Annotated in this window: 24 protein-coding genes; 14 read left to right on the forward strand and 10 right to left on the reverse strand. The window is 69.8% G+C overall.

The annotated features are described in order from the left end of the window. Nucleotides 1-116: 116 nt before the first annotated feature. The 4 genes from ACLBW1_RS02835 (at nt 117) to ACLBW1_RS02850 (ending at nt 3382) form a co-directional block, all read left to right on the forward strand. Nucleotides 117-1079, forward strand: coding sequence for a DUF4328 domain-containing protein (locus ACLBW1_RS02835; protein WP_447809963.1), 963 nt, complete (start codon nt 117-119; stop codon nt 1077-1079). A gap of 83 nt (nt 1080-1162) precedes the next feature. Then, the gene (locus tag ACLBW1_RS02840; protein ID WP_447811118.1) at nt 1163-1969 is read left to right on the forward strand and encodes a glycerophosphodiester phosphodiesterase; all 807 of its coding nucleotides are present in this window, start codon (nt 1163-1165) and stop codon (nt 1967-1969) included. 34 nt (nt 1970-2003) lie between these two features. Further along, the gene (locus ACLBW1_RS02845; protein ID WP_447809964.1) at nt 2004-2933 is read left to right on the forward strand and encodes a DUF5926 family protein; all 930 of its coding nucleotides are present in this window, start codon (nt 2004-2006) and stop codon (nt 2931-2933) included. Continuing rightward, nucleotides 2930-3382 (forward strand): YdeI/OmpD-associated family protein, encoded by a 453-nt coding sequence (locus ACLBW1_RS02850; protein ID WP_447809965.1) that lies wholly within the window; start codon nt 2930-2932, stop codon nt 3380-3382. The genes ACLBW1_RS02845 and ACLBW1_RS02850 overlap by 4 nt, the downstream gene beginning before the upstream one ends. 1 nt (nt 3383) lies before the next feature. Here ACLBW1_RS02850 and ACLBW1_RS02855 read toward each other — a convergent pair whose 3' ends face one another. The 6 genes from ACLBW1_RS02855 to ACLBW1_RS02880 form a co-directional block, all read right to left on the reverse strand. Further along, on the reverse strand, nt 3384-3944 hold the full coding sequence (locus ACLBW1_RS02855) for a ferritin (RefSeq protein WP_447809967.1): 561 nt from the start codon (nt 3942-3944) through the stop codon (nt 3384-3386). A gap of 73 nt (nt 3945-4017) precedes the next feature. Further along, a complete protein-coding gene (locus ACLBW1_RS02860; RefSeq protein ID WP_447811119.1) occupies nt 4018-5349 on the reverse strand; it encodes an LCP family protein in 1332 nt (443 codons plus the stop codon). Nucleotides 5350-5410: 61 nt separating this feature from the next. After that, complete coding sequence (locus ACLBW1_RS02865; protein WP_447809968.1) at nt 5411-6223, reverse strand: CPBP family intramembrane glutamic endopeptidase; 813 nt, start codon at nt 6221-6223, stop codon at nt 5411-5413. 28 nt (nt 6224-6251) lie between these two features. Then, nucleotides 6252-7007, reverse strand: coding sequence for a DUF2470 domain-containing protein (locus tag ACLBW1_RS02870; RefSeq protein WP_447809969.1), 756 nt, complete (start codon nt 7005-7007; stop codon nt 6252-6254). A gap of 105 nt (nt 7008-7112) precedes the next feature. Continuing rightward, nucleotides 7113-7490, reverse strand: coding sequence for an HNH endonuclease signature motif containing protein (locus tag ACLBW1_RS02875; RefSeq protein WP_447809970.1), 378 nt, complete (start codon nt 7488-7490; stop codon nt 7113-7115). Further along, entirely contained in the window at nt 7490-8527 is a 1038-nt protein-coding gene (locus ACLBW1_RS02880) for a DUF222 domain-containing protein (protein ID WP_447809972.1), read from the reverse strand. Before ACLBW1_RS02880 ends, ACLBW1_RS02875 begins: the two co-directional genes overlap by 1 nt. Nucleotides 8528-8822: 295 nt before the next feature. Here ACLBW1_RS02880 and pheA point away from each other — a divergent pair, with 295 nt between their 5' ends. Together pheA and ACLBW1_RS02890 are read left to right on the forward strand one after the other, a co-directional pair. Then, nucleotides 8823-9761, forward strand: a complete 939-nt coding sequence (pheA, locus tag ACLBW1_RS02885; RefSeq protein WP_447809974.1) for a prephenate dehydratase — start codon at nt 8823-8825, stop codon at nt 9759-9761. Next, the gene (locus tag ACLBW1_RS02890; protein ID WP_447809975.1) at nt 9761-10408 is read left to right on the forward strand and encodes a histidine phosphatase family protein; all 648 of its coding nucleotides are present in this window, start codon (nt 9761-9763) and stop codon (nt 10406-10408) included. Before pheA ends, ACLBW1_RS02890 begins: the two co-directional genes overlap by 1 nt. Before the next feature lie 2 nt (nt 10409-10410). On the opposite strand, the gene ACLBW1_RS02895 is transcribed toward ACLBW1_RS02890, so the two are convergent. Continuing rightward, the gene (locus ACLBW1_RS02895; protein WP_447809976.1) at nt 10411-10761 is read right to left on the reverse strand and encodes a metallopeptidase family protein; all 351 of its coding nucleotides are present in this window, start codon (nt 10759-10761) and stop codon (nt 10411-10413) included. Between the two features lie 13 nt (nt 10762-10774). After that, nucleotides 10775-11980 carry a septum formation family protein gene (locus ACLBW1_RS02900; RefSeq protein WP_447809977.1) on the reverse strand — a complete coding sequence of 402 codons (1206 nt, stop codon included), beginning with the start codon at nt 11978-11980 and terminating at the stop codon, nt 10775-10777. 54 nt (nt 11981-12034) lie between these two features. Here ACLBW1_RS02900 and ACLBW1_RS02905 point away from each other — a divergent pair, with 54 nt between their 5' ends. The 4 genes from ACLBW1_RS02905 (at nt 12035) to ACLBW1_RS02920 (ending at nt 15107) form a co-directional block, all read left to right on the forward strand. Further along, complete coding sequence (locus tag ACLBW1_RS02905) at nt 12035-12445, forward strand: ankyrin repeat domain-containing protein (protein WP_447809978.1); 411 nt, start codon at nt 12035-12037, stop codon at nt 12443-12445. Nucleotides 12446-12487: 42 nt separating this feature from the next. Beyond that, nucleotides 12488-13741 (forward strand): serine--tRNA ligase, encoded by a 1254-nt coding sequence (serS, locus tag ACLBW1_RS02910; RefSeq protein WP_447809979.1) that lies wholly within the window; start codon nt 12488-12490, stop codon nt 13739-13741. Nucleotides 13742-13748: 7 nt separating this feature from the next. Beyond that, nucleotides 13749-14648 (forward strand): hypothetical protein, encoded by a 900-nt coding sequence (locus ACLBW1_RS02915; RefSeq protein ID WP_447809981.1) that lies wholly within the window; start codon nt 13749-13751, stop codon nt 14646-14648. Between the two features lie 66 nt (nt 14649-14714). Next, nucleotides 14715-15107, forward strand: a complete 393-nt coding sequence (locus ACLBW1_RS02920; RefSeq protein WP_447809982.1) for a tautomerase family protein — start codon at nt 14715-14717, stop codon at nt 15105-15107. On the opposite strand, the gene ACLBW1_RS02925 is transcribed toward ACLBW1_RS02920, so the two are convergent. Continuing rightward, nucleotides 15091-15933, reverse strand: a complete 843-nt coding sequence (locus ACLBW1_RS02925) for a helix-turn-helix domain-containing protein (RefSeq protein ID WP_447809983.1) — start codon at nt 15931-15933, stop codon at nt 15091-15093. The two genes, ACLBW1_RS02920 and ACLBW1_RS02925, sit on opposite strands and share 17 nt — an antisense overlap. A gap of 21 nt (nt 15934-15954) precedes the next feature. Here ACLBW1_RS02925 and ACLBW1_RS02930 point away from each other — a divergent pair, with 21 nt between their 5' ends. Continuing rightward, nucleotides 15955-16521, forward strand: coding sequence for a VOC family protein (locus ACLBW1_RS02930; RefSeq protein ID WP_447809984.1), 567 nt, complete (start codon nt 15955-15957; stop codon nt 16519-16521). Between the two features lie 6 nt (nt 16522-16527). Here ACLBW1_RS02930 and ACLBW1_RS02935 read toward each other — a convergent pair whose 3' ends face one another. Beyond that, the gene (locus ACLBW1_RS02935; RefSeq protein ID WP_447809986.1) at nt 16528-17076 is read right to left on the reverse strand and encodes a TetR/AcrR family transcriptional regulator; all 549 of its coding nucleotides are present in this window, start codon (nt 17074-17076) and stop codon (nt 16528-16530) included. A gap of 105 nt (nt 17077-17181) precedes the next feature. Between ACLBW1_RS02935 and ACLBW1_RS02940 the strand changes: the two genes are divergently transcribed. The 3 genes from ACLBW1_RS02940 (at nt 17182) to ACLBW1_RS02950 (ending at nt 23072) form a co-directional block, all read left to right on the forward strand. Next, a complete protein-coding gene (locus ACLBW1_RS02940) occupies nt 17182-18018 on the forward strand; it encodes an alpha/beta fold hydrolase (protein WP_447809987.1) in 837 nt (278 codons plus the stop codon). 97 nt (nt 18019-18115) lie between these two features. After that, entirely contained in the window at nt 18116-18616 is a 501-nt protein-coding gene (locus ACLBW1_RS02945; RefSeq protein WP_447809988.1) for a hypothetical protein, read from the forward strand. A 181-nt stretch (nt 18617-18797) separates the two neighbouring features. Then, the gene (locus tag ACLBW1_RS02950; protein WP_447809989.1) at nt 18798-23072 is read left to right on the forward strand and encodes a PE family protein; all 4275 of its coding nucleotides are present in this window, start codon (nt 18798-18800) and stop codon (nt 23070-23072) included. The last annotated feature ends 156 nt before the right edge of the window (nt 23073-23228 follow it).

Raw genomic sequence — 23228 nt, forward strand, 5'->3', positions numbered from 1 at the left:
GCTGCGCCTGTGCACAGCCTGTGGACAAATTCGGTCGCCGACATCGCTCGGTCCCGACGTGCCACCATGGGACACGTGGGTGTGCACCGGCGGTCGGGTTCTCGGATCGGCCTGCCGTGATCGATTTCTGCCCCCGTGATCGCATCCAGGCGCCGCACGATCCGCGCCGTACGGGATGCCCCCGCTGCGGCGGCCGACTGATGGTCCTCGACAGCCTCGATCAGATCCCGCCCCGCACCGTCTCGAACCCGTTGCCGCCGCGACCACGCCCCACGCCGACCCCGCGGCGCAACCCGAGCATCCGCTGGGAGGCCCGTCGGCCGCCCGAGGCGCGTCCCGCACCACGTAGGCCCCGACCGGTGGGACTCGGACCCACCCCTCGCTACGCCGTGCCGCCGCGGTGGGGACTCGTCGATGTCATCACCCCGCCCGAGGAGCCGAAGCCCTCACGCGCAGAGCGCCTCGCCGGATCGTTGACGCCGCTGCTGCAGGCGACCGGATCGGTCCTGCTGATCGCGGCGCTCGCCGAGGCCTGGATCTATGCCCTCCTGATCCGCAACCGCACCGCACCGGTGGGTGCCACGACCGCCGGGTGGGCCTACGCCATCACCTGGGCACTCGGTGTGGTGTCGATCGTGATGGTGATCGTGAGTCTGCTGTCGTTCACCGCGTGGTTGCGACGACGCCGCGCCGAGGCCTTCGCCGCCCACGACCGCCTCGACCCCCGACCGACCTGGCAGTTGGTGGTCGGCTGTCTCGTGCCGGTGGTCAACATCGTCGCTCCGGCGGTCTTCCTCCACGAACTCGCGAGATGTCATCACGGGTTGCCCGCCGACCGGGTGATGCAGGTGCTGCGGCTGTGGTGGGCGGCCTGGGCTGCGTTGTCGGCGCTGGCGATCGGCACGCTCGTGATCCGCTACTCGTCGGACTCGATCCAGTGGGGCGCGAACGCGGTGCTCCTCACCGTCGTCTGCGATCTCGCCGGCGCGGCGTTCGCGATCGTGTCGGCCCGGCTGCTGATCCGGGCGTTCGACGCCGACGCACGTCCCGAACCGTCCACCCGATGGCTCGCGGCATGAGCGGCCCGATGCCCCTGCCCGGTGATCGTGAGCCGGGGGACCCCGAATCCGACGATCTCGAGGCGATCCCACCCGACGCGCAGATGACCGACGACCTCGCGGAGGTCTCGCGGATCCGTAGGCAACGTCGCCCGGCCGTCGTGGCGCACCGGGGCGCGTCTGCCGATCGTCCCGAACACACTCTCGCCGCGTATGAGCTGGCGCTGGCCCAGGGCGCCGAAGGTCTCGAATGCGATGTGCGGCTGACCCGCGACCACCAGCTCGTGTGTGTGCACGACCGCACCGTCGACCGCACGTCGTCGGGAACCGGTGTGGTGAGCGAGATGACGCTCGCGCAGCTGCGTGAGCTCGACTTCGGCAGCTGGCACGCACGTGGGGAGCCGTCCTCGGTGCTGACGTTGGCCGAGCTGCTCACGCTCACCCTCGACTGGCCCGACCCGGTGCGGCTGTTCATCGAGACCAAACATCCCGTGCGCTACGGCGCGCTCGTCGAACAACTCCTGCTCGCCGAGCTGCACCGATTCGGTGTGGCGGCACCGGCATCGGCCGATCACAGTCGCGCCGTGGTCATCTCGTTCTCCCCGGCCGCGGTGTGGCGCGTGCGTCGCAATGCGCCGATGCTGCCGACCATCCTGCTGGGCGAGACCGCGCGGCTCCTCGGCGGGAGTGCGGCGACGGCCGTGGGCGCCACCGGGATCGGACCGTCGATCGTGACGCTGCGCGATCATCCCGACGCCGTCGACCGCGCTGCGGCGTCGGGTCGGGCGACCTACTGCTGGACCGTCGACGAGTACGCCGACGTCACCCACTGCGCACGGATCGGAGTCGATTTCCTCGCCACCAACCACCCCGGGCGGGTGCGGGAGTGGCTCGAGCCGGGGCGCCGCTGAACCCCACGTGCCCGGGGTAATAGATTCTGAACCCATGGCCAAGAAGAGCAAGCGCGGAACCGGGCGTCCCGGCAGTGACCGAGCCGAGCGGGTAGCCGCCCGCAAGGCGCGACAGGCGGAGGCACTGGCTGCGCCGGCGCGGCCGTTCGCGGGTCTCACCGCCGAATGCGACATCGTCGCGCTGCGCGCGTTCGTCGCGTCGGCGACGGCGTCGGTCACCGTGCACGGTGAGTCGGGGACCAATGCGGTGTCGCTCGCGACGATCCTGCCCGGAGCGGTGCAGGCACTGACCCGCGACATCGGTGGATCGGTCGAGGGTCTGGTGGCCCTGCAGACCGAGTTCGAGGGTGACGACATCCCCGGTGAGCTCGCGCATGCGCTGCGGTGGGCGAGCCGCGCCGAGGCCGGCGCCCCCTACGAGCCGAGACCACAGGACGACGACGTCGACGGGGAGGCCGATCTCGCCGCCACCCTCGGCGCCGACACCACCCTCGACATCACGCTGCACGACGACTTCTCGTGGTGGTTCGCCGATTCCGCCGACATCTCGCCGGACATCGCCGCGATGATCGAGCAGGCGTCGGAATCGATCCTCCCGACCGCCCGCATCGTCGGCGAGAACCTCTCCGGCGCCCCCTGGTGGGTGGACGCCGGCGAGCGGGCCCACGTCCGATGGGTGCGCCCCGAGGCCGAGGACGACGTGATGACCGCGTTGGCGCGGCTGCACGCGGCGGGCAAGCTCACCCTCGGTGAGGGCTCGAAGTTCGCGGGCTCGTTCCGCACCCACGGCCTGCTGGTGCCGGTGTTCGACCTCGACAACGAGATGCACCACGAGGAGTGGACCGCCCCGTGCGCCCGCTTCGAGACCGACCTCGCCGAGGCGCTGGCCCAGACCGGCGAATTGACCGGCGAGCAGCGCCGCTCACGCGACGGCATCCGCGGCCGACAGGTCACCCTGCGGTGACCGGTAAGGGGTTGCGGCGCACGGTGATCCTGCAGAAGCGGGGCCCGGCCGCAGCGATCGTGTTGACCGACGAGGAGGTCGCCTCGTTCGGCGGCACGAAGACGCCGCCGGTGCGTTTCACGATCGGCGGCATCACGATCGCCGGTCGTATCGGGCGGATGGGCGGGGAGAATCTGCTGGGCTTGAACAAGGCAGTGCGTACCCGACTCGGGGTGGAGGCCGGCGACACCGTCGATGTGGCGATCGAACTCGACGACGGCCCCCGTGAGGTCGAGGTCCCGCCCGCGCTGGCCACGGCTCTCGACGCCGACCCTGCTGTCCGCGCGGCGTTCGACGCGCTGGCGCCATCGCGTCGCAAGGAGCACGCCCGCGCGGTCGTCGACGCGAAGCAGGAAGCGACCCGCGAGCGAAGGGTCGCTGCGATCGTCGAAGCTTTGCGGAGCGGCTAGCTCAGATCGCGCCGCCGGCGATCGAGGGTGCGGTCGCGTCGGCCTCGGCCGCGACGTTGAGCTCACGCTCCACGAAGTTCTCGAGATCGAAGGTGTTGCCGTTGGCGCGCTCGGCGACGGTCTGCAGCGTCGTCATCACCGCGACCTCCTCCACCTGCTCCTTGAGGAACCACTGCATGAACTGCTCGCCGAGGTAGTCGCCCTCGTCGCGTGCGGTCTTGGCCAGCGCGATGATCTGATCGGTGACCGTCTGCTCCTGGTGCAGTGCCAGCTTGATCGGCTCGCGGAAGTCGCCGAAATGGCTTTGCGGAGCGGCGATCCCGGGAACCTCCACGGCCATGTCGCGATCGAGGAAGTACTGCACGATCATCATCGCGTGGTTGCGCTCCTCGACCGACTGGCCGTAGAAGTGCTTCGCCAGCTGCGGGAGATCCTCGTTGGCGTAGAACGAGGCGAGCGCGATGTACTGCTGCGATGCGGCGAACTCGTGGGCGATCTGCTCGGCGAGGAGCTGGTGGAAGGCGGAGACGGGGCTCGCTGCTGAGCGTGTGGTGACGGACATGGCGACGAGACTAGGCTGTCCGAATTGGCCTGTCATCCCAGTTCACCCTTACTGAGGATGCACTTCCCGGCCGTCAGCTGATGGCGCCGCCGTTGGTACTCAAGAGGTTCTGCGGGATCGGTGAATCCTTCGCGATCAGGTCGAAGAAGGCCGTGGTGTCGTCGTCGGGGGCCAGTGCGTCGCCGTCGTCGGTGCTCTCCGAGCCGCCCGTGGGTGTGGTGGTCGTCACCGGCCCGCCGCGCAGCGCCCACCCCAACATCGCGAGATTCCAGATGTGGTCGCCGTTGTCGACGGTGAGTGTCGAGACGGTGCCGCTGACGAAGGGGAACAACCGGAACGGGTTGGCGATGGTCGAGAAGCTCGCCGCTTTCGACATCAGTGCGGTCAGGAACTTGCGCTGGTTCACCACGCGTTCGAGGTCGGCGTTCGGGAAGGCTCGGGTGCGCACCAGCCCCAACGCCTGGCGCCCGTTCAGATCCTGGCAACCGGCACGCAGGTTCAGTCCTGCCTTGGGATCACGCAACGGCTGATCGAGGCAGATGTTCACCCCGCCCACCGAGTCGACGAGGGTGTCGAAGCCGCCGAAACCGATCTCGGCGTAGTGATCGATGTGCACGCGGGTGAACGTCTCGATGGTCTGCACGAGCAGCTTCGGCCCGCCGAAGGTGAAGGCGGCGTTGATCTTGTAGGAGCCCTGACCGGGGATCGGGACGAACAGGTCGCGCGGGATGCTGACGATGGTCGCCTTCCCACTGTTCGGGATGTGCACCAGCATCATGGTGTCGGTGCGACCGAGATCGCCGTCGACGTCGCCCGTGCTGAGGTTGCGCTTCTGCTGCTCGGTGAGCCCGGCGCGTGAATCCGAGCCCACCAGAAGCCAATTGGTGCCCGGGGTGTCGCGGACGCGGCCGGGGTACGAGCTCAGTGCATCGACCCGGTTGAGTTTCGAGTCGTAGTAGAAGGTGAGTCCCACCAGCGCGACCACGATGACGAGCAGCAGCGCGAGCAGGGTGCGGCCGATGCGAGGGCGACGCAGACGGCGCCGTCGGGGCGGTCGTGGAGGCGGGCCCACCGGACGCTCGGGTCGCCGGTTTCGCGGGGGACCGGGTGGGCCGAGACGGTCGGGTCGGTCGAGTCGAGGGTCCCGCCGGAATCCCTGGGCGTCCGCCGGTGTGCGACCGCGTGGGGGAGGCGGGGGTGGTGGCCCGCCTCGGCGCGGTGGGGCGTCGCGGAACGGCTCGGGTTTCTGGGGAGGTGCGTAGCCGTCGACACCCCGTGCGGGATCCGGACGTGGTGCGGCCGGCCGCGGGGGCTGGCTCGGTGCCTCCGACCAGGCGCGCGGCGGCGGTCGGTCACCGCCGCCGTCTCCGCGTCGGGGCCCGCCCGGTTCGCGGGGCCGTCGTATGAAAGGCCCCTCCTGGTCGCTCACAGGCACGACTGTACGGAGCCGGACGGCGTCGGGGCGGTCACTGCAGCCAAGTCAGATGGTCCCGGAGGAGTGCGTATCCGACGAACGCGACGGTGTCGATGAGCGCGTGGCCGATCACCAGTGGCCATGTGCGGGACGTCAGCTGGAAAAAGCGGCCGTAGACCAGGCCCATCACCACGTTGCCGAGGCCGCCGCCGAAGCCCTGATAGAGGTGATAGCTGCCCCGCAGCAGCGCCGACGCCAGCAGCGACCGGTTCTCTCCCCACCCGAGCTGGCGCAGCCGGGTGATCAGGTAGGCGACCACGAGAACTTCCTCGGCGCCGGCGTTGCCGGCGGCCGAGATCACCAGGACCGGTAGCCGCCACCACGTCTCGGTGAGGTCGCTGGGCAGCACCTGGGCGTTGACGCCGAGTTCGCGTGCCACCAGATAGAGCCCCAGCCCGGGTAGTCCGATCCCTGCGGCGAGGGCCAGGCCCCAGGCAGCGTCGCGGCGGGTCGGTCGGCGCGTGATCCCGGCCCGGTGCAGGGCCACCCCACCGCGGTAGAGGAGGTACGCGGCCAGGGCGGCGATGGCGAACAGGCGTGTGGCGGCGAGCAGTTGGCGGGCGAGGTCGATGTAGTCGATCGTCGACGTCGACTGGTTGAGCGCGACCGTGCTGTTGCCGATCCCTCCCGAGCGCACCTCGGCCTCGAGCAACGACAGCGCCGAGTACGCGCCGGAGAGGCCGAAGGTGAGGATGACGACGATGCTGATCTCGGCGCCGATGAGCCGGCGCTGTGTGCGGTCGGTGACCACCGTGATGTCGCCGGGTCGCACCGGGGTCAGCAGCGCGCGGATGGGTGAGGGCACCTCGCCACGATAGAGATGCCGCCTGTGGTCAGTCGGTGATGCTGTTGAGGTAGGGGCAACCGGCGAGCGCGCGCAGGGCTCGTGACAGCGCCATCACGTCGGTGACGGGGCGGTCGAACGACAGCCGCGTGTCGAGGTCGCCGGTCTCGCCCTCGACGCGGAAACGGATGCCCCAGCGATCGATGCCGAGCGGGCGTACGCGACCGGTGCGCAGGTGCGCCGGTAGGCGGCGTCCGAGCTGCTCGATCACGTCGGAGTGGTCGGAGTCGAGGTGGGCGATCCAGTCGGCCTCGTACTGCCAGAACGGATCGGGTGTGGCGCGGGTCAGCTCATCGGCGGCCACCGCGGCCGCTCCCGTCGAGGTCGCGATGACCGCGCCGGTGAGCTGCAGCCGCAGCATGGAGTAGCCGTGCCCCAGGTCGAGCAGCTCGTCGGCGGGGTGCTCGAGGGCGATCTCCAACGCGAGGTCGCGCTCGAGGTCGGCGGGTACCCGATGCAACACCCCGTTGAGCCAGATCAGCGACCGCACCCGTTCGCGGAGTTCGATCGGCGCACAGTCGGTGACCTCGATCATCGCGGGAACGCCGTCGGAACCGGCGCGCGTGGCGGCCATGGCGTCGGTGTCGGATCCGATGAGGACAAATGCCTGTCCGTCGAAGAGGTGCACCATCGTCACCGGCGACGGTTCGGCGCCCTCGATGGCGACCATCGCCGCGGTCACGCGCATACAGGCGGTGCGGATCGCCTCGGCATCGGTCGGGCGGTCGGTCACGGTGGTTGCCATGGCGGGTCCTTCTCTGGCGGCGGTTCGTCGAGACGAGATTAAGGTAACCCTAACCTAAACTGGACGGCGGCGACCGGCAACACGGATTCCCCGAACAGGCGAGACTCAGGCCGCGTACGTGCTGTGCGCCGGGGGCCACACGACGTCAGTGCGACCGGGAGGTGACGGGTCGCGCGATTCCGCGCGCGACTCCTCGCCCCCATGAGCGAGGTGGCGTCGGAGGAGCTCGTCGATCCGGTGTAGGTGGTTGGCTCTCGCAGTGCCGTAGCGGCCCTTGTCTGGGCCGTCGGTGATCTTCTCCGTGGACCATTGGTGCGGTTCGGTTCCGACGGCCCGGTTGTGTGGTCCGCATGCCGGCGCCAGGTTGGTGGAGTCGGTGAGACCACCGTCAGCCCAGTCGTTTTCGGCGTGGTGCATCTCGGTGTGGGCGAACGGGACACCGCAATCGTCCTTGCTGCAACCGCGGTACTGCGCGAAGGCCATCAGCCGTTGTGCCTGGGACGCGAGGCGGCGGGTGCGGCCGAAGAACAAGGGCTCATTCGTGACGTCGCTGAACACCGCGAGATGCGTCTGGGCGTCGGAGACGTCGAACTTCCGCCGACCGTGCCACAAAGTGACATCGAGCGTGCCACTCCGAACGCACATCTGGCCTCCGTACGGAGCACGCTCGATGTCACTTTGTGGCACGGTCGGCGCACGAAGCGCACCGCCTTGAAGGCGTCGTGGTTGCGTTGGCTCTGCGAGCAGCATTCCCGATCCGCCGCCTCCCGCAGTACATCGCTGCTGATCTCGCTGCCGTCGCCGTGAGGTGACTTGTCGTCATCGGGATTGTTCATGCCCGGTGCGGCCCACTTCGCGAGCACCACATCAAACAGAGCTCGCGTGGTCGGGTCCAACGTGGCGGTCAGCTTCGACATCAACTGCGAGTCCTGGCACCCCAGCGACAGTTTCCGATTCCGTGCGCGATCGCGGTCGTCAGTCAAACGGCCGTCGGGGTCGAGATGCGCCAGGATGCGCACACCGGCCGCGGCGATCTCTTTCGGTGTGAGTGTGGTCGCGAACTCGGCGAGGGTCTGCTCCGCGTACGCCCGATGCTCAGGTTCGACCGCGGTGGGGATCTTGCCCATCACATCCAACACGGCGTGGACATGGTCAGCGCCGATCGCACCGGCCGCCAACTCGCGTGCCATGTTCGGGCACACCGGCGGGAGCTTCTCACCGGTCATGGCGTGCATCGGTTCGAGGGCCTGCACTTCTTTGAGCCGCTTCTTCAGTTGCGTCACGCGCAGTTTCGTCCGCAGGAACTCGGCCAGGTTCACACACCCGACGGCGCGGTGGGCGTCGCGGTCGGAGACGTCGAGAATCCTGCGGTTGCCGGCGGCCTCGAGTTTGCGGGTGATGCGCTCGTTGCGGATGGCGAGATCCGCGACCTCCTCCTCGGTGCACGAGGCGGAGTCGGAGATAAGGATTCTGTCCACAATCTGTTCCAGGGCAGCGTAATCCGATTGGATGTCGTTCATCGGGCTGCCCCCTCCCCAGGTGTATCTGTACATTTATCCTAGCACGGATGTTCGAGGTTTGGGTGGTTGATTTCAGTGAATGTTGTTGGACGATCGTGTATTTCGCGTGGATGGTGGCGTTCTACTACCGCTGACGGTGCGGAAGCCGGTCGCCGAGTGTGCGTTGCTGCGCTGCCGGGTCACGTCGTGCGGTGAGCACACTCGACGAACGTTTCCGCACAGTCGGCATGAGCTGCTGTCGCGCATCTGTACGGCGCGCCGGATCGGGCTGGCGGTGTGGACTACGCTCGACGCTGTGTCCGACCGTCGTGAGCTGCTGCCCGAGCCATCCGGCGCGGTGGCCTATTTCGGCCCGACGGGCACGTTCACCGAGATGGCTCTCGATCGGCTGATCGACCGCGTCGGCTGGGTTGCCCCTGCACGTTCGGCCCAGGGGAGTCCGGGCGATGTCATCGAAGCGGTCCGATCGGGTGCCGCCGACCACGGTTGCGTCCCGATGGAGAGCTCGGTGGAGGGCGGAGTTCCCGCGACCATGGACGCACTGGCCGCCGGTGACGGCGTGCAGATCCTGGCCGAGACCGTCCTCGACATCGCCTTCACCGTCGCCGCGACGTCCGGAACCAGCCGTGGAGACGTCAGCACGATCGCCGCATACCCCGTCGCCGAGGGCCAGACCCGCGAGAGTCTGCGACGGCTGTTCCCGTCGGCGACGGTCATACCGTCCTCCTCGAACGCCGCGGCTGCCGCCGACGTCGCGGCCGGGCGTGCTGACGCCGCGCTGACCACAGCTCTGGCCGCCCGCAATCACGGCCTCGTGGCGCTCGCCGAGGATGTCGCCGACGCGGCCGACGCCACCACACGCTTCGTGTTGATCGGACGCCCGGCACCTGTGCCGGAACGCACCGGCCGCGATCGGACCGCGGTCATCCTCAACCTGCCCGACGTGCCGGGCTCCCTCGTGCGCGCGATGAGTGAATTCGCCACGCGTGACATCGATCTGATGCGTATCGAGTCGCGTCCGCGGCGCCACACCGCCGGCTACCACTTCTTCCTCGACGCCTCCGGTCACATCGACGATCCACTGATGGGACATGCGTTGGCAGGACTGCATGCCTTCGCCGAGAAGGTCACCTTCCTGGGTTCGTGGGTCGCCGAACGCGCGACCGGCGCGGCCTCACCCGACCACTCCGACTCGCTGCGCTGGGTCGAGGCGTTGCGCCGGGGTGATCGCTGATGGGATCACTTCACCTGGTGCGTCACGGTCAGACGACCTCGAACGTGATGGCGCGTCTCGACACCCGGCCGCCGGGCGCGGGGCTCACCGACTTCGGTGCGCGCCAGGCAGTTCGGTTCGCGCTCGAACGCCCCGATGTCGCACCGGCCGCGCTCTACAGCTCTGTCGCCCGACGCGCACGGGAGACCGCCGAGCTCATCGGCTCGGTGTGGGGTGTCGAGGCCCGGGCGGTCGACGATCTGCACGAGGTGCAGGTCGGTGACCTCGAGGATCGCAACGACGACGACTCGGTGCGTGCCTTCCGTGACCTGATCGCCGACTGGTTCGCCGGCCAGACCGACAGGCGCGTCGGCAACAGTGAGAGCTTCGACGACCTGCTGGGCAGGTACGTCCCGGTGATCGAATCACTGCACGCCACGCACGCCGATATGCGTGGCGACGTGTACGTGGTGAGCCACGGCGCGGCAATCCGTCTGATCGCCGCCCACCTCTCCGGCGTCGACCCCGTTTTCGCGCTCGAGAACGGGCTGCCCAACACCGGATCGATCGAACTCGTCCGACGCGACAACGCGTGGACGTGCGTCCACTGGGGCGGTGTCGACCCGGTGCGCCCGGTGGGGGCCGCGTCCGTCGATCCGATGGGCTGAGTTCAGCCCCATCCGTGCGCGTGCAACCAGGCGTCGTCGATGCCGAAGTGGTGCGCGATCTCGTGCACGACGGTGATCGCGACCTCGGCGACCACCTGATCGCGGTCGGTGCACATCGACAACAGCGGTTCGCGGTAGATCGTGATGGTGTCGGGCAGCGCGCCGCCGTAGGTCGTGTCGCGCTGGGTCAGGGCGATGCCCTCGTAGAGCCCCAGCAGGTCAGGCTCGTCGGGGTGGTGTGCTTCGACGAGCACCACCACGTTGTTCATCGCCTCGGTGAGTTCGGTGGGGATGGTGTCGAGCGCATCCGACACCAATCCCTCGAACTCGCGGTCGCTCATCTCGACGGTCATCGCAGCGGCTCGCTCAGCCCTCGGGGGCCGGGACCTCGGTCGGGTTGGGAGAGATGCCCTGCGGGAGCGGGACCGGCGTCGGGTTGAGGCGACCGGGCGGTTCCACCGGCGGCGGCACCGGCACCTGGCCGTTGATGAGGAGATTGGGTTTGCCGTCGCCGACGAGGGTGGCGAAACCCCCGCGGTCGGGCAGTCCGACGTAGCAGACCGCGGTGCGGCTGCCCGACAACCAGCTGACCTGGCTGATCGTGGACCACTGCACGTTGAGGGTGGTGTCGGTGAACGCCTTCTGGGTGCCGAAGAACCCGGTCGTCATCTTCGGGCAGACACCCGAGAGGAACCGGTTCTGGGCGGCGGTGTCGGGCCAGGGCTTCCCCGAACCCGGGGCACCGAACTGATCGGCCAGCCCCACGAGACCGGTCACCTGGAAGGCATGCCGTTCGGTGCAGTTCACCGGGTCGGTGGGCTGCCGCGACTGCAGGTTGATGCCGATGCACGTGCCGATCGGCCACTGCGGCGCCTGGTCGAGATCGGCGACACGACCCAGGAACGACTGCAGACGACCGGTCGAATCGGCAGCCTGGACACCACAGCGCAGGGTGCGTTCGCCGTCGTCCCATTGGCGCTGCGACGGATAGAGCATCCCGACCGAGAAACGACCGTTCGGATCGAACCTCCCGTTGAGGTACGAATTCACCTGATTCGGGCAGTACTGCTCGCGCAGCGCGACGAACTGTTCGCGGCTCGGCCACGGCGCGGTGTCCCCGAAACGATCCGCGGCGACCGCGGTGAGGTCGACGACCCCGGCCACCTCGAAGTAATGCGCCCCGCCGCACCCGATGGCCGACGGTCGGCTGGGATCGTTCTGCGGCCAGGTGAGACACGTCCCCGGGGTCGAGCGGTTGAACGCGTTGGCCTGCGGACCCCGGTCCTCGGCGCCGATCGCCGTCTGATCGATCGAGCCGGCGTCGGAGAAGCCGCCGATGGCCGCGACGATCGCCGCTGCCGCCAGCGCGCCGAGCACGACGGCACCGAGCACGGTGCGCATCGGGTGCGCGGTCAGCCAGCGGGTGCGCCCCGTGGCCGGACGGGTGGGCGGCTCGTGTTCCGCGGTTGCGGTGGTCTCGGCGGTGTCGCCCGCCGCCTCGGCCGATCCGGTCTCGTCGACGGAGTCGGGCGGGGTGTCGTCGGGGGCGGGGGGTTCGGTGGGCGCAGACATCGCCGTCCATCATGCCTGTCGCGAGGCGGCATCCGGCCGATACCGTGGACCTCGATGCCTGCACCGGACGAACCGAGCCCCGACGATCGCGACGACACCGACATCGCCGAGCTGGCCGGGCGCCTGTTCGACATGGCGCGCGGTGGACACACCGCGGCCCTGGTCGAGTACGTGCGGGCCGGTGTGCCCGCCGACCTCACGACCGGCACCGGCGACACCCTTGTCATGCTGGCCGCCTATCACGGGCACGCAGCGACTGTCGCCGCCCTCATCGGTCTCGGCGCCGAGGTCGACCGGCCCAACGACAAGAACCAGACCCCGCTGGCCGGCGCGGTGTTCAAGGGGTTCGACGACGTCGTCGAGACCCTGGTCGCCGCGGGCGCCGACCCCGACGCGGGCACACCCACCGCCCGCAACGCCGCCGCGATGTTCGGGCGCGACGACTACACGGCGCGGTGGCGGTGATCGGCGACCGACCGGCACACGTCAGCCAGTAGGGTTCTGCAGGTGATCGACCTGAAACTGCTCCGGGACGACCCCGAACTCGTCCGTACCTCTCAACGCAAGCGCGGAGAGGACCCCGCGCTTGTCGACACCCTCCTCGACGCCGATGTCACACGCCGCGCCGCGATCGCCGACGCCGACGCGCTGCGCAACGAGCAGAAGACGCTCGGCAAGTCGGTCGGTAAGGCCTCGGCCGACGAGAAGCCCGCACTGCTCGCCCGCGGCAAGGAACTCGCCGAAAAGGTGAAGGCGGCCTCGGCGGCCCAATCCGAGGCCGAGGCCGTCGTGACCGCGACCCATCGCGCGATCGGAAACGTGGTCGCCGACGAGGCGCCCGCCGGTGGCGAGGACGACTATGTGGTGCTCGAGCACGTCGGCGAGCCCACCGCGATCGACAACCCGAAGGACCACCTCGAGATCGGTGAGTCGCTCGGGCTGCTCGACATGGAGCGCGGCGCGAAGGTGTCGGGTTCGCGATTCTACTTCCTCACCGGGCAGGGCGCGCTGCTGCAGCTCGGACTGCTGCAGCTCGCCGCGCGTCTCGCGACCGCCAACGGGTTCACCATGATGATCCCGCCGGTGCTGGTGCGACCCGAGGTGATGGAGGGCACCGGCTTCCTCGGCGCGCACTCGGCCGAGATCTACCACCTGCCCGACGACGACCTGTACCTCGTCGGAACCTCCGAGGTGCCGATGGCCGGCTACCACATGAACGAGATCCTCGATCTCTCCGACGGGCCGAAACGCTATGCGGGGTGGTCGAGTTGCTTCCGGCGCGAGGCCGGCAGCTACGGCAAGGACACGCGCGGGATCATCCGCGTGCACCAGTTCGACAAGGTGGAGGGCTTCGTCTACTGCAAACCCGAAGACGCCGAGGCCGAGCACCAGAAGCTGCTGGGGTGGCAGAAGGAGATGCTGGCCGCGATCGACGTGCCCTACCGCGTGATCGACACCGCCGCCGGCGATCTCGGATCCTCCGCGGCGCGTAAGTTCGACTGCGAGGCATGGGTTCCGACGCAGGAGACCTACCGCGAGCTGACGTCGACCTCGAACTGCACGACGTACCAGGCCCGCCGGCTCTCCGTGCGCTACCGCGACGACAACGGTAAACCGCAGACCGCGGCGACCCTCAACGGCACACTGGCGACCACCCGCTGGATCGTCGCCATCCTCGAGAACCATCAGCAACCCGACGGCACCGTGCGACTGCCCGAGGCGCTCGCCGCGTCGGTCGGCACCGACGTCCTGTGCCCCTGACCACGCCATGTTGATCGCCGGAGTCCTCGCCGCGCTGTTCGCCTCGATCGCCTACGGGGTGTCGTCGGTGCTGCAGGCCCACGGCGCGCGTAGCAGCCACGACGCCGCGCTGGCCCGCGGCGAGACCGGTCTGGCGACCGAGACCGGTGCGCCCACACTGCGATCCACCGTGCTGGCGATGCTGACGGTCTACTTCATCGTGGGGACGGTGATGGACGTCGCGGGTTTCGTCGGAGGCGCGGTGTCGGCGCGGTTGGCCCCACTGTTCCTGTCGCAGACGATCATCAGCGCGAACCTGGTCATCACCGCGGTCCTCGGCATCTTCGTACTGAAGATCCGGCTGCACACCCGTGACTGGATCGCGATCGGGGTGGTGCTGCTGGCGCTGTGCGCGCTGGGGGTGTCGGCGAAGGAGAACCCCCGCCAGACCGAGTCGATGCTGTTCCACTGGGTGTTGTTGGGCGCGACGGTCGCGCTCGTGGTGATCTCGATCGCCCTCGTCCGGTGGCTGGGGTCCCGTGCGGCGATCGCGGCGGGACTCGCCGCCGGCGCGCTGTTCGGTGCTGTCGCGATCTCGGTGCGCGTGCTCGACGGACTCGATCCGTTCGCGCTGTCGACGCTGTTCACCGACCCCGCGCTCTATGCCCTGGCGCTGGCCGGCGGTGGTGGTTTCTATCTGCACACCGTTGCGCTGCAACTGGGTTCGGTCAACGGCGCGACCGCCGCGCTGGTCGTCGGCGAGACGGTGGTGCCGGGGGTGATCGGCGTCATCTTCCTCGGCGACGAGACGGTGAACGGTCTGGCGTGGCTCGCCGTGCTCGGTTTCGTCGCCGCGGTCGTCGGTGCGGTCACGGTCGCGTGGTCGGGGGCGGTCGAGGCGTCGGCGCAGGCGGAGGCCGCGGAATAGGCCTTCGTCGCGGGCGGTTGCACCCGAGGCTCGCCGCGTGACCGCCGAACACAGGAGTCGACCGCAATGCCTCTCGTCCACATCCATCTGATCGAGAATCGGCGCACCCCCGAACAGATCCGCGTCCTGGCCGACACCGTCCAGGAGGTCCTGCGCGAACACTTCGCAGCCCCGCCACGCGATCGATACCAACTGATCACCGAGCACAAGCCCGGTGGCATCATCGCCGAGGACACCGGGCTCGGGTTCGAGCGGACCGATGACATCGTCCTCATCCAGATCGTGCAGCAGGGCCGCGACACCGATCAGAAGCAGGCCACCTATCGTGCGCTGGCTGATCGGCTGGGCGCCGAATGCGGGCTGGCGGGAACCGATCTCATCGTCTCGGTGGTCGAGAACACCCAGGCCGACTGGTCGTTCGGCAACGGGATCGCCCAGTTCGTCACCGGCGACCTCTGATCGCCTGACCGGGTCGTTCCCGAGACCTGCGGCCGACGACGCGGGTCTGGCCCGGTGTCTCACCGATGATCGCGCGATAGCGTCGTGAGAAGTGGGCGTGATCGACGAAGCCGAGTTCCACCGCCAGCGTGGACAAGTCGGTGTCGGGGTCGGCATACAGCCGTGTCGCCGCGTCCTGCATACGTCGACACTCGATCAGCTGCTTCGGGGTGAACCCGGTGTGGCGTCGTACCGCACGCTCGACCGTCCGCACCGACGTGTGCAGGGCGTCGGCGAGTCCGACGGCTGTGGTGATGTCGGTGCGTTCCTCCGCGATCACCGTCGCCGATGTCGCGAGACGGCCGGCGTCGTCGATGCGCTCGGCCAGTGGCGCGAGCCAGTCGTCGAGGATCTCGCGCAACTCCCCGTCGTCACCGGTCATGACCGCGGCGAGACGCGCCGACGGTGCGTCGTCGAAAACGATGTCCGCACCGAGAAGCGCAGTGTCGGTGAGGTCGGTGAGGAGCGGTGTCGCAGCCGGGCGGAACAACACCCCGACCGCCCACCCGGCACCGCGCAGGGTGCGTTCGGTGACATGGGGCTGCGGGCCGTAGAGGCCGGTGTGATGGGCGCCGTCGACCTGGGGGCCGGCCTCGACGACGACGTTGACGGCCGGGTAGTTGAGTACCCGCTGCGTCAGCGGTTCTCCGAGTTGCCAGCGCACCACCCACACGTTGCGCACCAGGTCGGGGAGTTCCAGCTCGAAGCGGTCGAACGCGACGCCCGGCGATCCCGGGTTGAGGTGTCCCCGGGACGCGATCGCGTGGTGGATCTCCGGCGGTCCCATCGTCGGACAAGTCTGTCGCAGATGTACAAGACCCGCCAGCCCGCCGCGGCCACGATGGAACGCATGACGACCACCGAGGACACCGCACACGACGACACCGCCCCGGCGACGGGGAGCCACACCACCGACGGCCGGCCACACGTCTACTCGTCGCTGACACCGTTCATCGTGGTGAGTCCGGCTCGCGACGCGATCGATTTCTACCGCAGCGTGTTCGGCGCGACCGTCGCCGGCGTCACCGAGATCGGCGGGTCCGTCGCACACGCGGAACTGCAGTTCTCCGAGGGGCGGCTGCAGCTGGGGGAGCCGAGTCCGACCTACGATCTCGCCGCGCCCACACCGGGTTCGCCGGCGATCTACTCCCTCGCGGTGTACGTCCCCGACGTCGACGCGGCGGTCGGACGCGCGGTCGGTGCCGGCGCCATGGTGCGCGAGCAACCCATGACCTTCGTCTCCGGGGACCGCTTCGCCTCGGTGCTCGACCCGTTCGGGGTGCGCTGGTCGGTGATGACGCGCGTGGAGGATCTCAGCCCGGAGGAGAGCGAACAGCGCGTGGCCGATTGGGCTGCCGCACAGTCGGACTCGTAGCCGAGGTCAGTCCAGAGCCGCCGCGATGAGCGTCGCGGCGGCGTCGCGGGCGTATCGCGCCGCGGTGGGGTCGGCGACGATCGCCGAGGTCGTCTGCGCGCCCTCGGCGAGAAGCACCAACTGCCGGGCGAGGGCCGTGGGCGCGCCCGCCTTCTCGACCAGGTCGTCGACGTAGATCTGGAAGCTCTGCTTGTGGGCACGCGCGGCCGCGGCGACCTCCGGTGACGAACCACCGAGCTCGCCGAACGCGTTGATGAAGGCGCAGCCCCGGAAGTCGTCGGTGACGAACCATTCGGCGAGGAAATCGAACACCGCGAGCAGTTTGTCGCGCGGTGAGGTGAGGGGAGCGGCCACACGGTCGAGGCCCGACACCCACATGGCGTGCCGGTGATCGAGCACCGCGAGCACGATCGTGTCCTTGCCGGGGAACTCTGCGTAGAGGCGTTTGAGGGATACGCCGGCCGCTTCACGCAGCTCGTCCATGCTGACCTGCTGGATCCCACGCTCGTAGAACAGCCGGTCGGCGGCGTCGACGATGGCGGTCCTGGAATCCATCCTGTCAGTGTACTTGCCGAGAGAACGCACGTTCTGTAGTGTGACCCACGTGGGAGAACGTTCGTTCTCTACGACGTCGATCAGGACTTCGCCGAGGAGGCAGTCATGGGTTACATCACCACCACAGGAACCGAGAACTCCGCTCCGATCGAGCTCTACTACGAAGACCACGGCAGCGGACAGCCCGTCGTGCTGATCCACGGTTACCCGCTCGACGGGTCGTCGTGGGAGAAGCAGACCACCGCCCTCCTCGATGCCGGCCACCGCGTGATCACCTACGACCGTCGCGGTTTCGGCAAGTCGAGCAAGCCGACCATCGGCCACGACTACGACACCTACGCCGCCGACCTCAAGGCCGTCCTCGATCAGCTGGAGCTGAACCAGGTTGTGCTGGTGGGCTTCTCGATGGGTACCGGCGAGGTGGGTCGTTACCTCGGCAAGTACGGCTCGTCGCGTGTGGCCAAGGCGGTGTTCCTGGGATCGTTGGAGCCGTACCTGCTGCAGACCGACGACAACCCGGCCGGCGTCCCGCAGAGCGTGTTCGACGGTCTCGCCGACGCCGTGAAGAAGGACCGCTATGCGTTCTTCACCGACTTCTTCACGAACTTCTTCAACACCGATGACTACCTCGGCAACCGGCTCAGCGAAGAGGCCCTCGCCGCCAACAAGCAGCTCGCCTACAACGCCTCCGCGTGGGCGTCGGTCGCGGCGCAGCCGACCTGGCTCACCGATTTCCGCGAGGACATCCCGAAGATCGACGTGCCCGCGCTGATCGTCCACGGCACCGCCGACAACATCCTGCCCATCGACTCGACGGGCCGGGAGTTCACCAAGGCCCTGCCCGACGCCGAATACGTCGAGATCGAGGGTGCCCCGCACGGCCTGCTGTGGACCCACCACGAAGAGGTCAACAAGGTGCTCCTCGAGTTCCTCGCCAAGTAAGAGCCCTCCCCGCGAAGCAGCGGTTCGTCCGCTCACCGACCGCATCCGAGACCCGGGTGCGGTCGGTTCGCGTTTGGTGGGCGTGCCATCGTGGGTGATGGCTGCACGGAAGGTGACCGCCGAGACGCTGGGTGCGTGGGTGTTCACGGTGAACGGCGCACGATGGGACTCTGTCGTCGAGATCGCCTCGGAGAGAGGTGTACTCGCGACTCGCTGTGTCGCGGCCAACTATCGCAAGGACGTCATGGCCGCGGGTCAGCGCGCGTTGCTGTGGGTCAGCGGCCCCGCCGGTGGTCGGCGGCCGCGCGGCATCGGCGGACTCGGATGGATCACCGGTCCGAGCGAGATCGACCCGGACGCCGATTCCGACGAGCCGTCGTGGCTGGCCCACACCGACATCCACCTGCTCCCCGACGCCGAGCGCATCCGGGCGACAGACCTCGGTGAGATCCCCGGCCTCGCCGGCATGGAGATCCTGCGTCTTCCCCAGGCGAGCAACCCCTCGTGGGTCACCCGCGACGAGATGGCGATCATCGAGCCGATGCTGCCGCTGCGGTCGGCCCCCACCGGCCGTCGACGGCACGCCCCTGATTGGTGAGCCAGGCGAAGGATGTTGCGCACGGCGGACTTTCGAACTTCCGCTACTTCGCGTTGCATAGCTTTGTCGCCTGAACGACTGAACAAATGACAGATTTGACAGAACAAATGTGAATTCGAGGTAACTCGGCGCGTCGAGGTCTAGCTTCACCCTCATCACTGGATGTTCTGAGGGAGTTGTCGTGGGAATTCACAAAGCGTCGCGGGTGTCGAAGACCGTCGGTAAGGCGGGCCTGGCGGGCACCGCCGCCGGTGCGGTGGTGACCACGGCAGCGGCCGCAGTTCTGATGGGGGCCGGCGTCGGTTCGGACCCGACGTCGCTGACCACGGCGGCGGGGGTGAATGCGTCGGCCCACGGTGCGTTGAGTCGGGTGCACGCCGAGGGTGTGGTGCTGACGGGGAAGACGTTGCAGATGTTGTCGTCGCTGCCGACGGGGTCGTCGGTGGTGGTTCCGAATCAGTCTCCGGTGCAAGGCGGTTCGTCGGGTGTGGGTGGTTCGTCGTCGGTGCCGCCGTTGTCGGGTCAGGGTGCCGCGCCGGTACAACTCTTCGTTCCGTCGTCGGGCACGGGTGGAACGGGTCCGGTGTCGCAGGCATCGGTGTCGCGGTTCAGCATGTTCTCCCCGGAGACGACCTGGACACCGTTGACGACCACCGCGGGTTCGTCGTCGACGGCGTACGCGTTCGTGCCGGCTGCAGGGAGCGATCCGGCTGCGGGCCTGGGCATGCTGATCCGCGTGTTCATCGGTGATGGTGCCGACGCTCCGGCGGATTGCGTTGCGGCAGCCTGCAATGGTGGCAATGGCGGACTCCTGTTCGGCAGTGGAGGCCGCGGCGCGAATGGTGGTGCGGGCGGTAACGGTGGCCTCTTCGGCAACGGTGGCGCCGGCGGCGCGGCGACGGTTGCCGGTGGCACGGGTGGTGCGGGCGGCAACGCCGGCTTCTTCGGGACCGGCGGAACCGGTGGCGCGGGAGCGGCCGGGGCGACCGGACTAGCCGGCGGGGCCGGCGGCGCGGGTGGTCGCGGCGGATTCGTGTTCGGCAGCGGTGGAACCGGTGGTGCGGGCGGTGTCGGTGCGGCCGGAACGGCCGGTGCTGCGGGCACCGCCGGTGGAGCGGGTGGTGCCGGCGGTGCTGGCGGCGGGCTGATCGGGAACGGCGGCCAGGGCGGTGCCGGTGGACTCGGCGGAGCAGGCGGCGCGGGTGTCGACGGCACTGCCGGTGCAGCGGGGACCGGTGCGGGCGCTGCGGGCGGAGACGGTACGGCCGGCACCGCGGGCGGTGCGGGTGGTCGAGGCGGGAACGCCGGTGCCGGTGGCACTTCGAGCCTGATCGGCGCGGTCGGTGCGGTGGGCACGAACGGCAGCGGCGGTGCGGGTGGTTCGGGTGGTCGCGGTGGCAACGGCGGTGCAGGTGTCGACGGCGCGGCAGGTACTGCCGCGACGGGCGCCGGTGGCAACGGTGGCGACGGCCAAAACGGTGGCGCGGGCGGCGACGGTGGTGCCGGTGGCGCAGCGGGTGCGGGTGGCGCGGCGGGCACCGGGGGAACCGGTGGCTCGGTCGGCGCGAACGGCACCGCGGGCAGCCTCGGCAACGGCGGCGCGGGCGGTGACGGCGGAGTGGGTGCAGCCGGAAACGCCGGTGGCACCGGCACATCGGGTGCGGTGGTCACTGCAGCGGGTGCTTCGGGTAACGCCGGCGGGACCGGTCTCACGGGCGGCAACGGCGGCAGGGGCGGTAACGCGGGCATCGGAGGCGCCGGTGCTGTGGCCGGCGCCGACGGTCAGAGCGGAAGCGGTGGCGCGGCCGGCAACGGCGGCCAGGGCGGCGCAGGATCGAACGGTGTCGACGGTGCAGCCGCGACGACTCCCGGCGAGGCCGGTCAGGCCGGAGGTGCGGGCGGCGCCGGAGGTGCAGGCGGTGTCGCGGGCACCGCGGGTGCCGCGGGCACGGGCGTCGGAGGAACAGCGGGTGCCGCGGGCATTCAAGGCGTGGGCGGTGCGGGCGGCAACGGCGGCGTCGGCGGTGCAGGTGCGAACGGAGCAACCGGCGACACCGGTGCGGCTGCTGTCGGATTCGGCGCGAACGGCAACACAGGGGGTACCGGCCTGGCTGGCGGTAACGGAGGTCGCGGAGGCGATGCCGGTATCGGCGGTGTCGGCTCGGTCAAGGGCATCGACGGTCAGAGCGGCAGTGGCGGTGCGGCCGGGAACGGCGGTCAGGGCGGCACCGGTTCGAAGGGCAACGACGGTGCGAACGGTGTCGACGGCGTGCTCGCAGGCGAGTCGGGAACCAATGCGGGCAGCGGCGGCAACGGTGGTGCCGGCGGACTCGGTGGCACGGCGGGTACTGCCGGAGCCGCAGGTACGGGCGCCGGCGGTGTCGCGGGTGCAGCGGGTCAGGCCGGAATCCAGGGCAACGGCGGCGCCGGGGGCAACGGCGGAACCGGCGGTGCCGGCGCCGACGGCGAGGACGGAACGGATGGAGCGGTCGTCACCGGTACGGGTACCCGCGGCAACGACGGGACTGCGGGTACGGTCGGCGGCAATGGTGGTCGCGGCGGCAACGCCGGCATCGGCGGCGCCGGGACCATCGTGGGCGCAACAGGTGTCAACGGGACCGGTGGCGCAGCCGGCGATGGCGGCAACGGTGGCGACGGGTCGGACGGAGCCGACGGCGCGAACGGCGCGAACGGTGTCGGCGCGGGTGGCGCGGGCACCGCGGGCACAGCAGGTGGTGCGGGCGGTAACGGCGGCGCGGGCGCGGCTGCGGGCACGGCGGGCGCATCCGGCACAGGCGGTTCCGGCGGAGCGTCGGGCGCAGCCGGTGTCGCAGGCATCCAAGGCGTCGGTGGCGACGGTGGCGACGGCGGTCGCGGCGGCAATGGTGTTGCCGGTGCGAACGGTGTCACCGGTGTGAACAACGGTGCCGCGCAGAACGGCGGCGACGGAGGTGCGGGCGGCAATGCCGGTGCCGCGGGAACCGGGTCGACGAACGGGACGGCAGGCGTCAACGGCTCCGGCGGTAACGGTGCCACGGGCGGAAACGGTGCTGCAGGTACGAACGGTGGTGCGGGAGCGACCGGAACCACGGTCAACACCAGAGGCGGAACCGGCGGTGCGGGGACCGCGGGCGGCGCCGGCGGAAACGGTGGCGGCGAGGGCGCGGCAGGCACCGGAGGTACCGGCGGTTCGGCTGGTGTCCGAGGCAACGGCGGCAACGGTGGGGCCGGCGGCAACGGCGGAGTCGGTGGGACAGGCCTGGCCGGCACGAACGGCGGCGCCGGTGCAGCGGGATCGGCCGAGACCATCACCAGGGGTCCTGGCGCAGGCGGCGCGGGCGGCAACGGCACCGTGGGCGGTGGTGGCGGAACCGGTGGAGCCGGAGCCGGCGGCGGCGCAGCAGGAACCGGACTCGTCGATGGCACAGCCGGGCTGAACGGCAACGGCGGAGCCGGAGGTACCGGCGGTATCGGTGGCAACGGCGGGACCGGCGGCAATGGCGGCAGCGCCATCGTCAGGAACGGTGCGACCGGTGGAGTCGGCGGCTCCGGCGCCGCCGGCGGGATCGGAGGCACCGGTGGCGTCGCAGGCACCGGCGGTGCTGCCGGATCCGGGACCACCGGTGCATCCGGGATCGCGGGTACCAACGGCACCGGCGGTACGGGCGGTGCGGGTGGAACGTCGACCGGAGGCGCGGGTGGAACCGGTGGTGCCGGCGGTGGTGTCGCGTCAACGGTGGGCAACGTGGTCGGCGGGAACGGCGGCGTAGGTGGCGGGTCCACCACGTCCACGGGCGGTGCCGGCGGTGCGGGCGCAGGTGTCTCCACGACCAGTGGTCGCGCAGAGGGCGGTGACGGCGGACGTGGCGGTAACGGCGCAGCGGGCGGCACAGGTGGTGTCGGCGGGGCCGGAATCTCCACCGGCACGGGTGGCCAGGGCATCGGCGGCGACGGTGGTCGCGGCGGTTCGGGCTCCACGAGTACCGGTGGCACCGGCGGTGCGGGAGGCCTCGGATCGGGTGCGACCGCGACGGGCGGCAGCGGCGGCGGCGGCGGAACCAGTGGTGGCGGAGCCGTCGGCGGAACGACAGGCGGTACCGGTGGCACCGGTGGTTCCGCCAACGCGACCGGGCCGCTCGCGACCGGTGGAACCGGCGGTGCCGGAGGTACCGGTGCGTCGAACGTCAGCGGTGGTCGAGGTGGAACCGGTGGAACGGGCGGCGCGGCCACCAACACCACCGGCAATGCCGTCGGCGGTACAGGTGGCAACGGTGGCAACGGTGGCAACGGCAGTCTGGCGCCCCTCGGTGGCCTCGGCGGCAACGGCGGTACCGGTGGATCCGCCAGCGCTCCGGGCGCAGGGACCGCGACCGGTGGCACGGGCGGTGCCGGCGGCTCGGGAGCAGGAACCGCGGTGAACGGCACCAAGGGCGCCAACGGCACTGCCGTCGGTTGATCCGGTACTCCACCCCACTGAGGGCGGAGTCTCATCGATGAACTGACGCTTGGACCAGCGCACCGGCCGCACCCGATCCCTTGGGTGCGGCCGGTGTACATGGTTGTTCGGCATCGAAAGTTGTTGCCCATGCGAAGAATGTGCAAAAAATGTGCA

The organism is Williamsia sp. M5A3_1d (genome assembly GCF_053345315.1).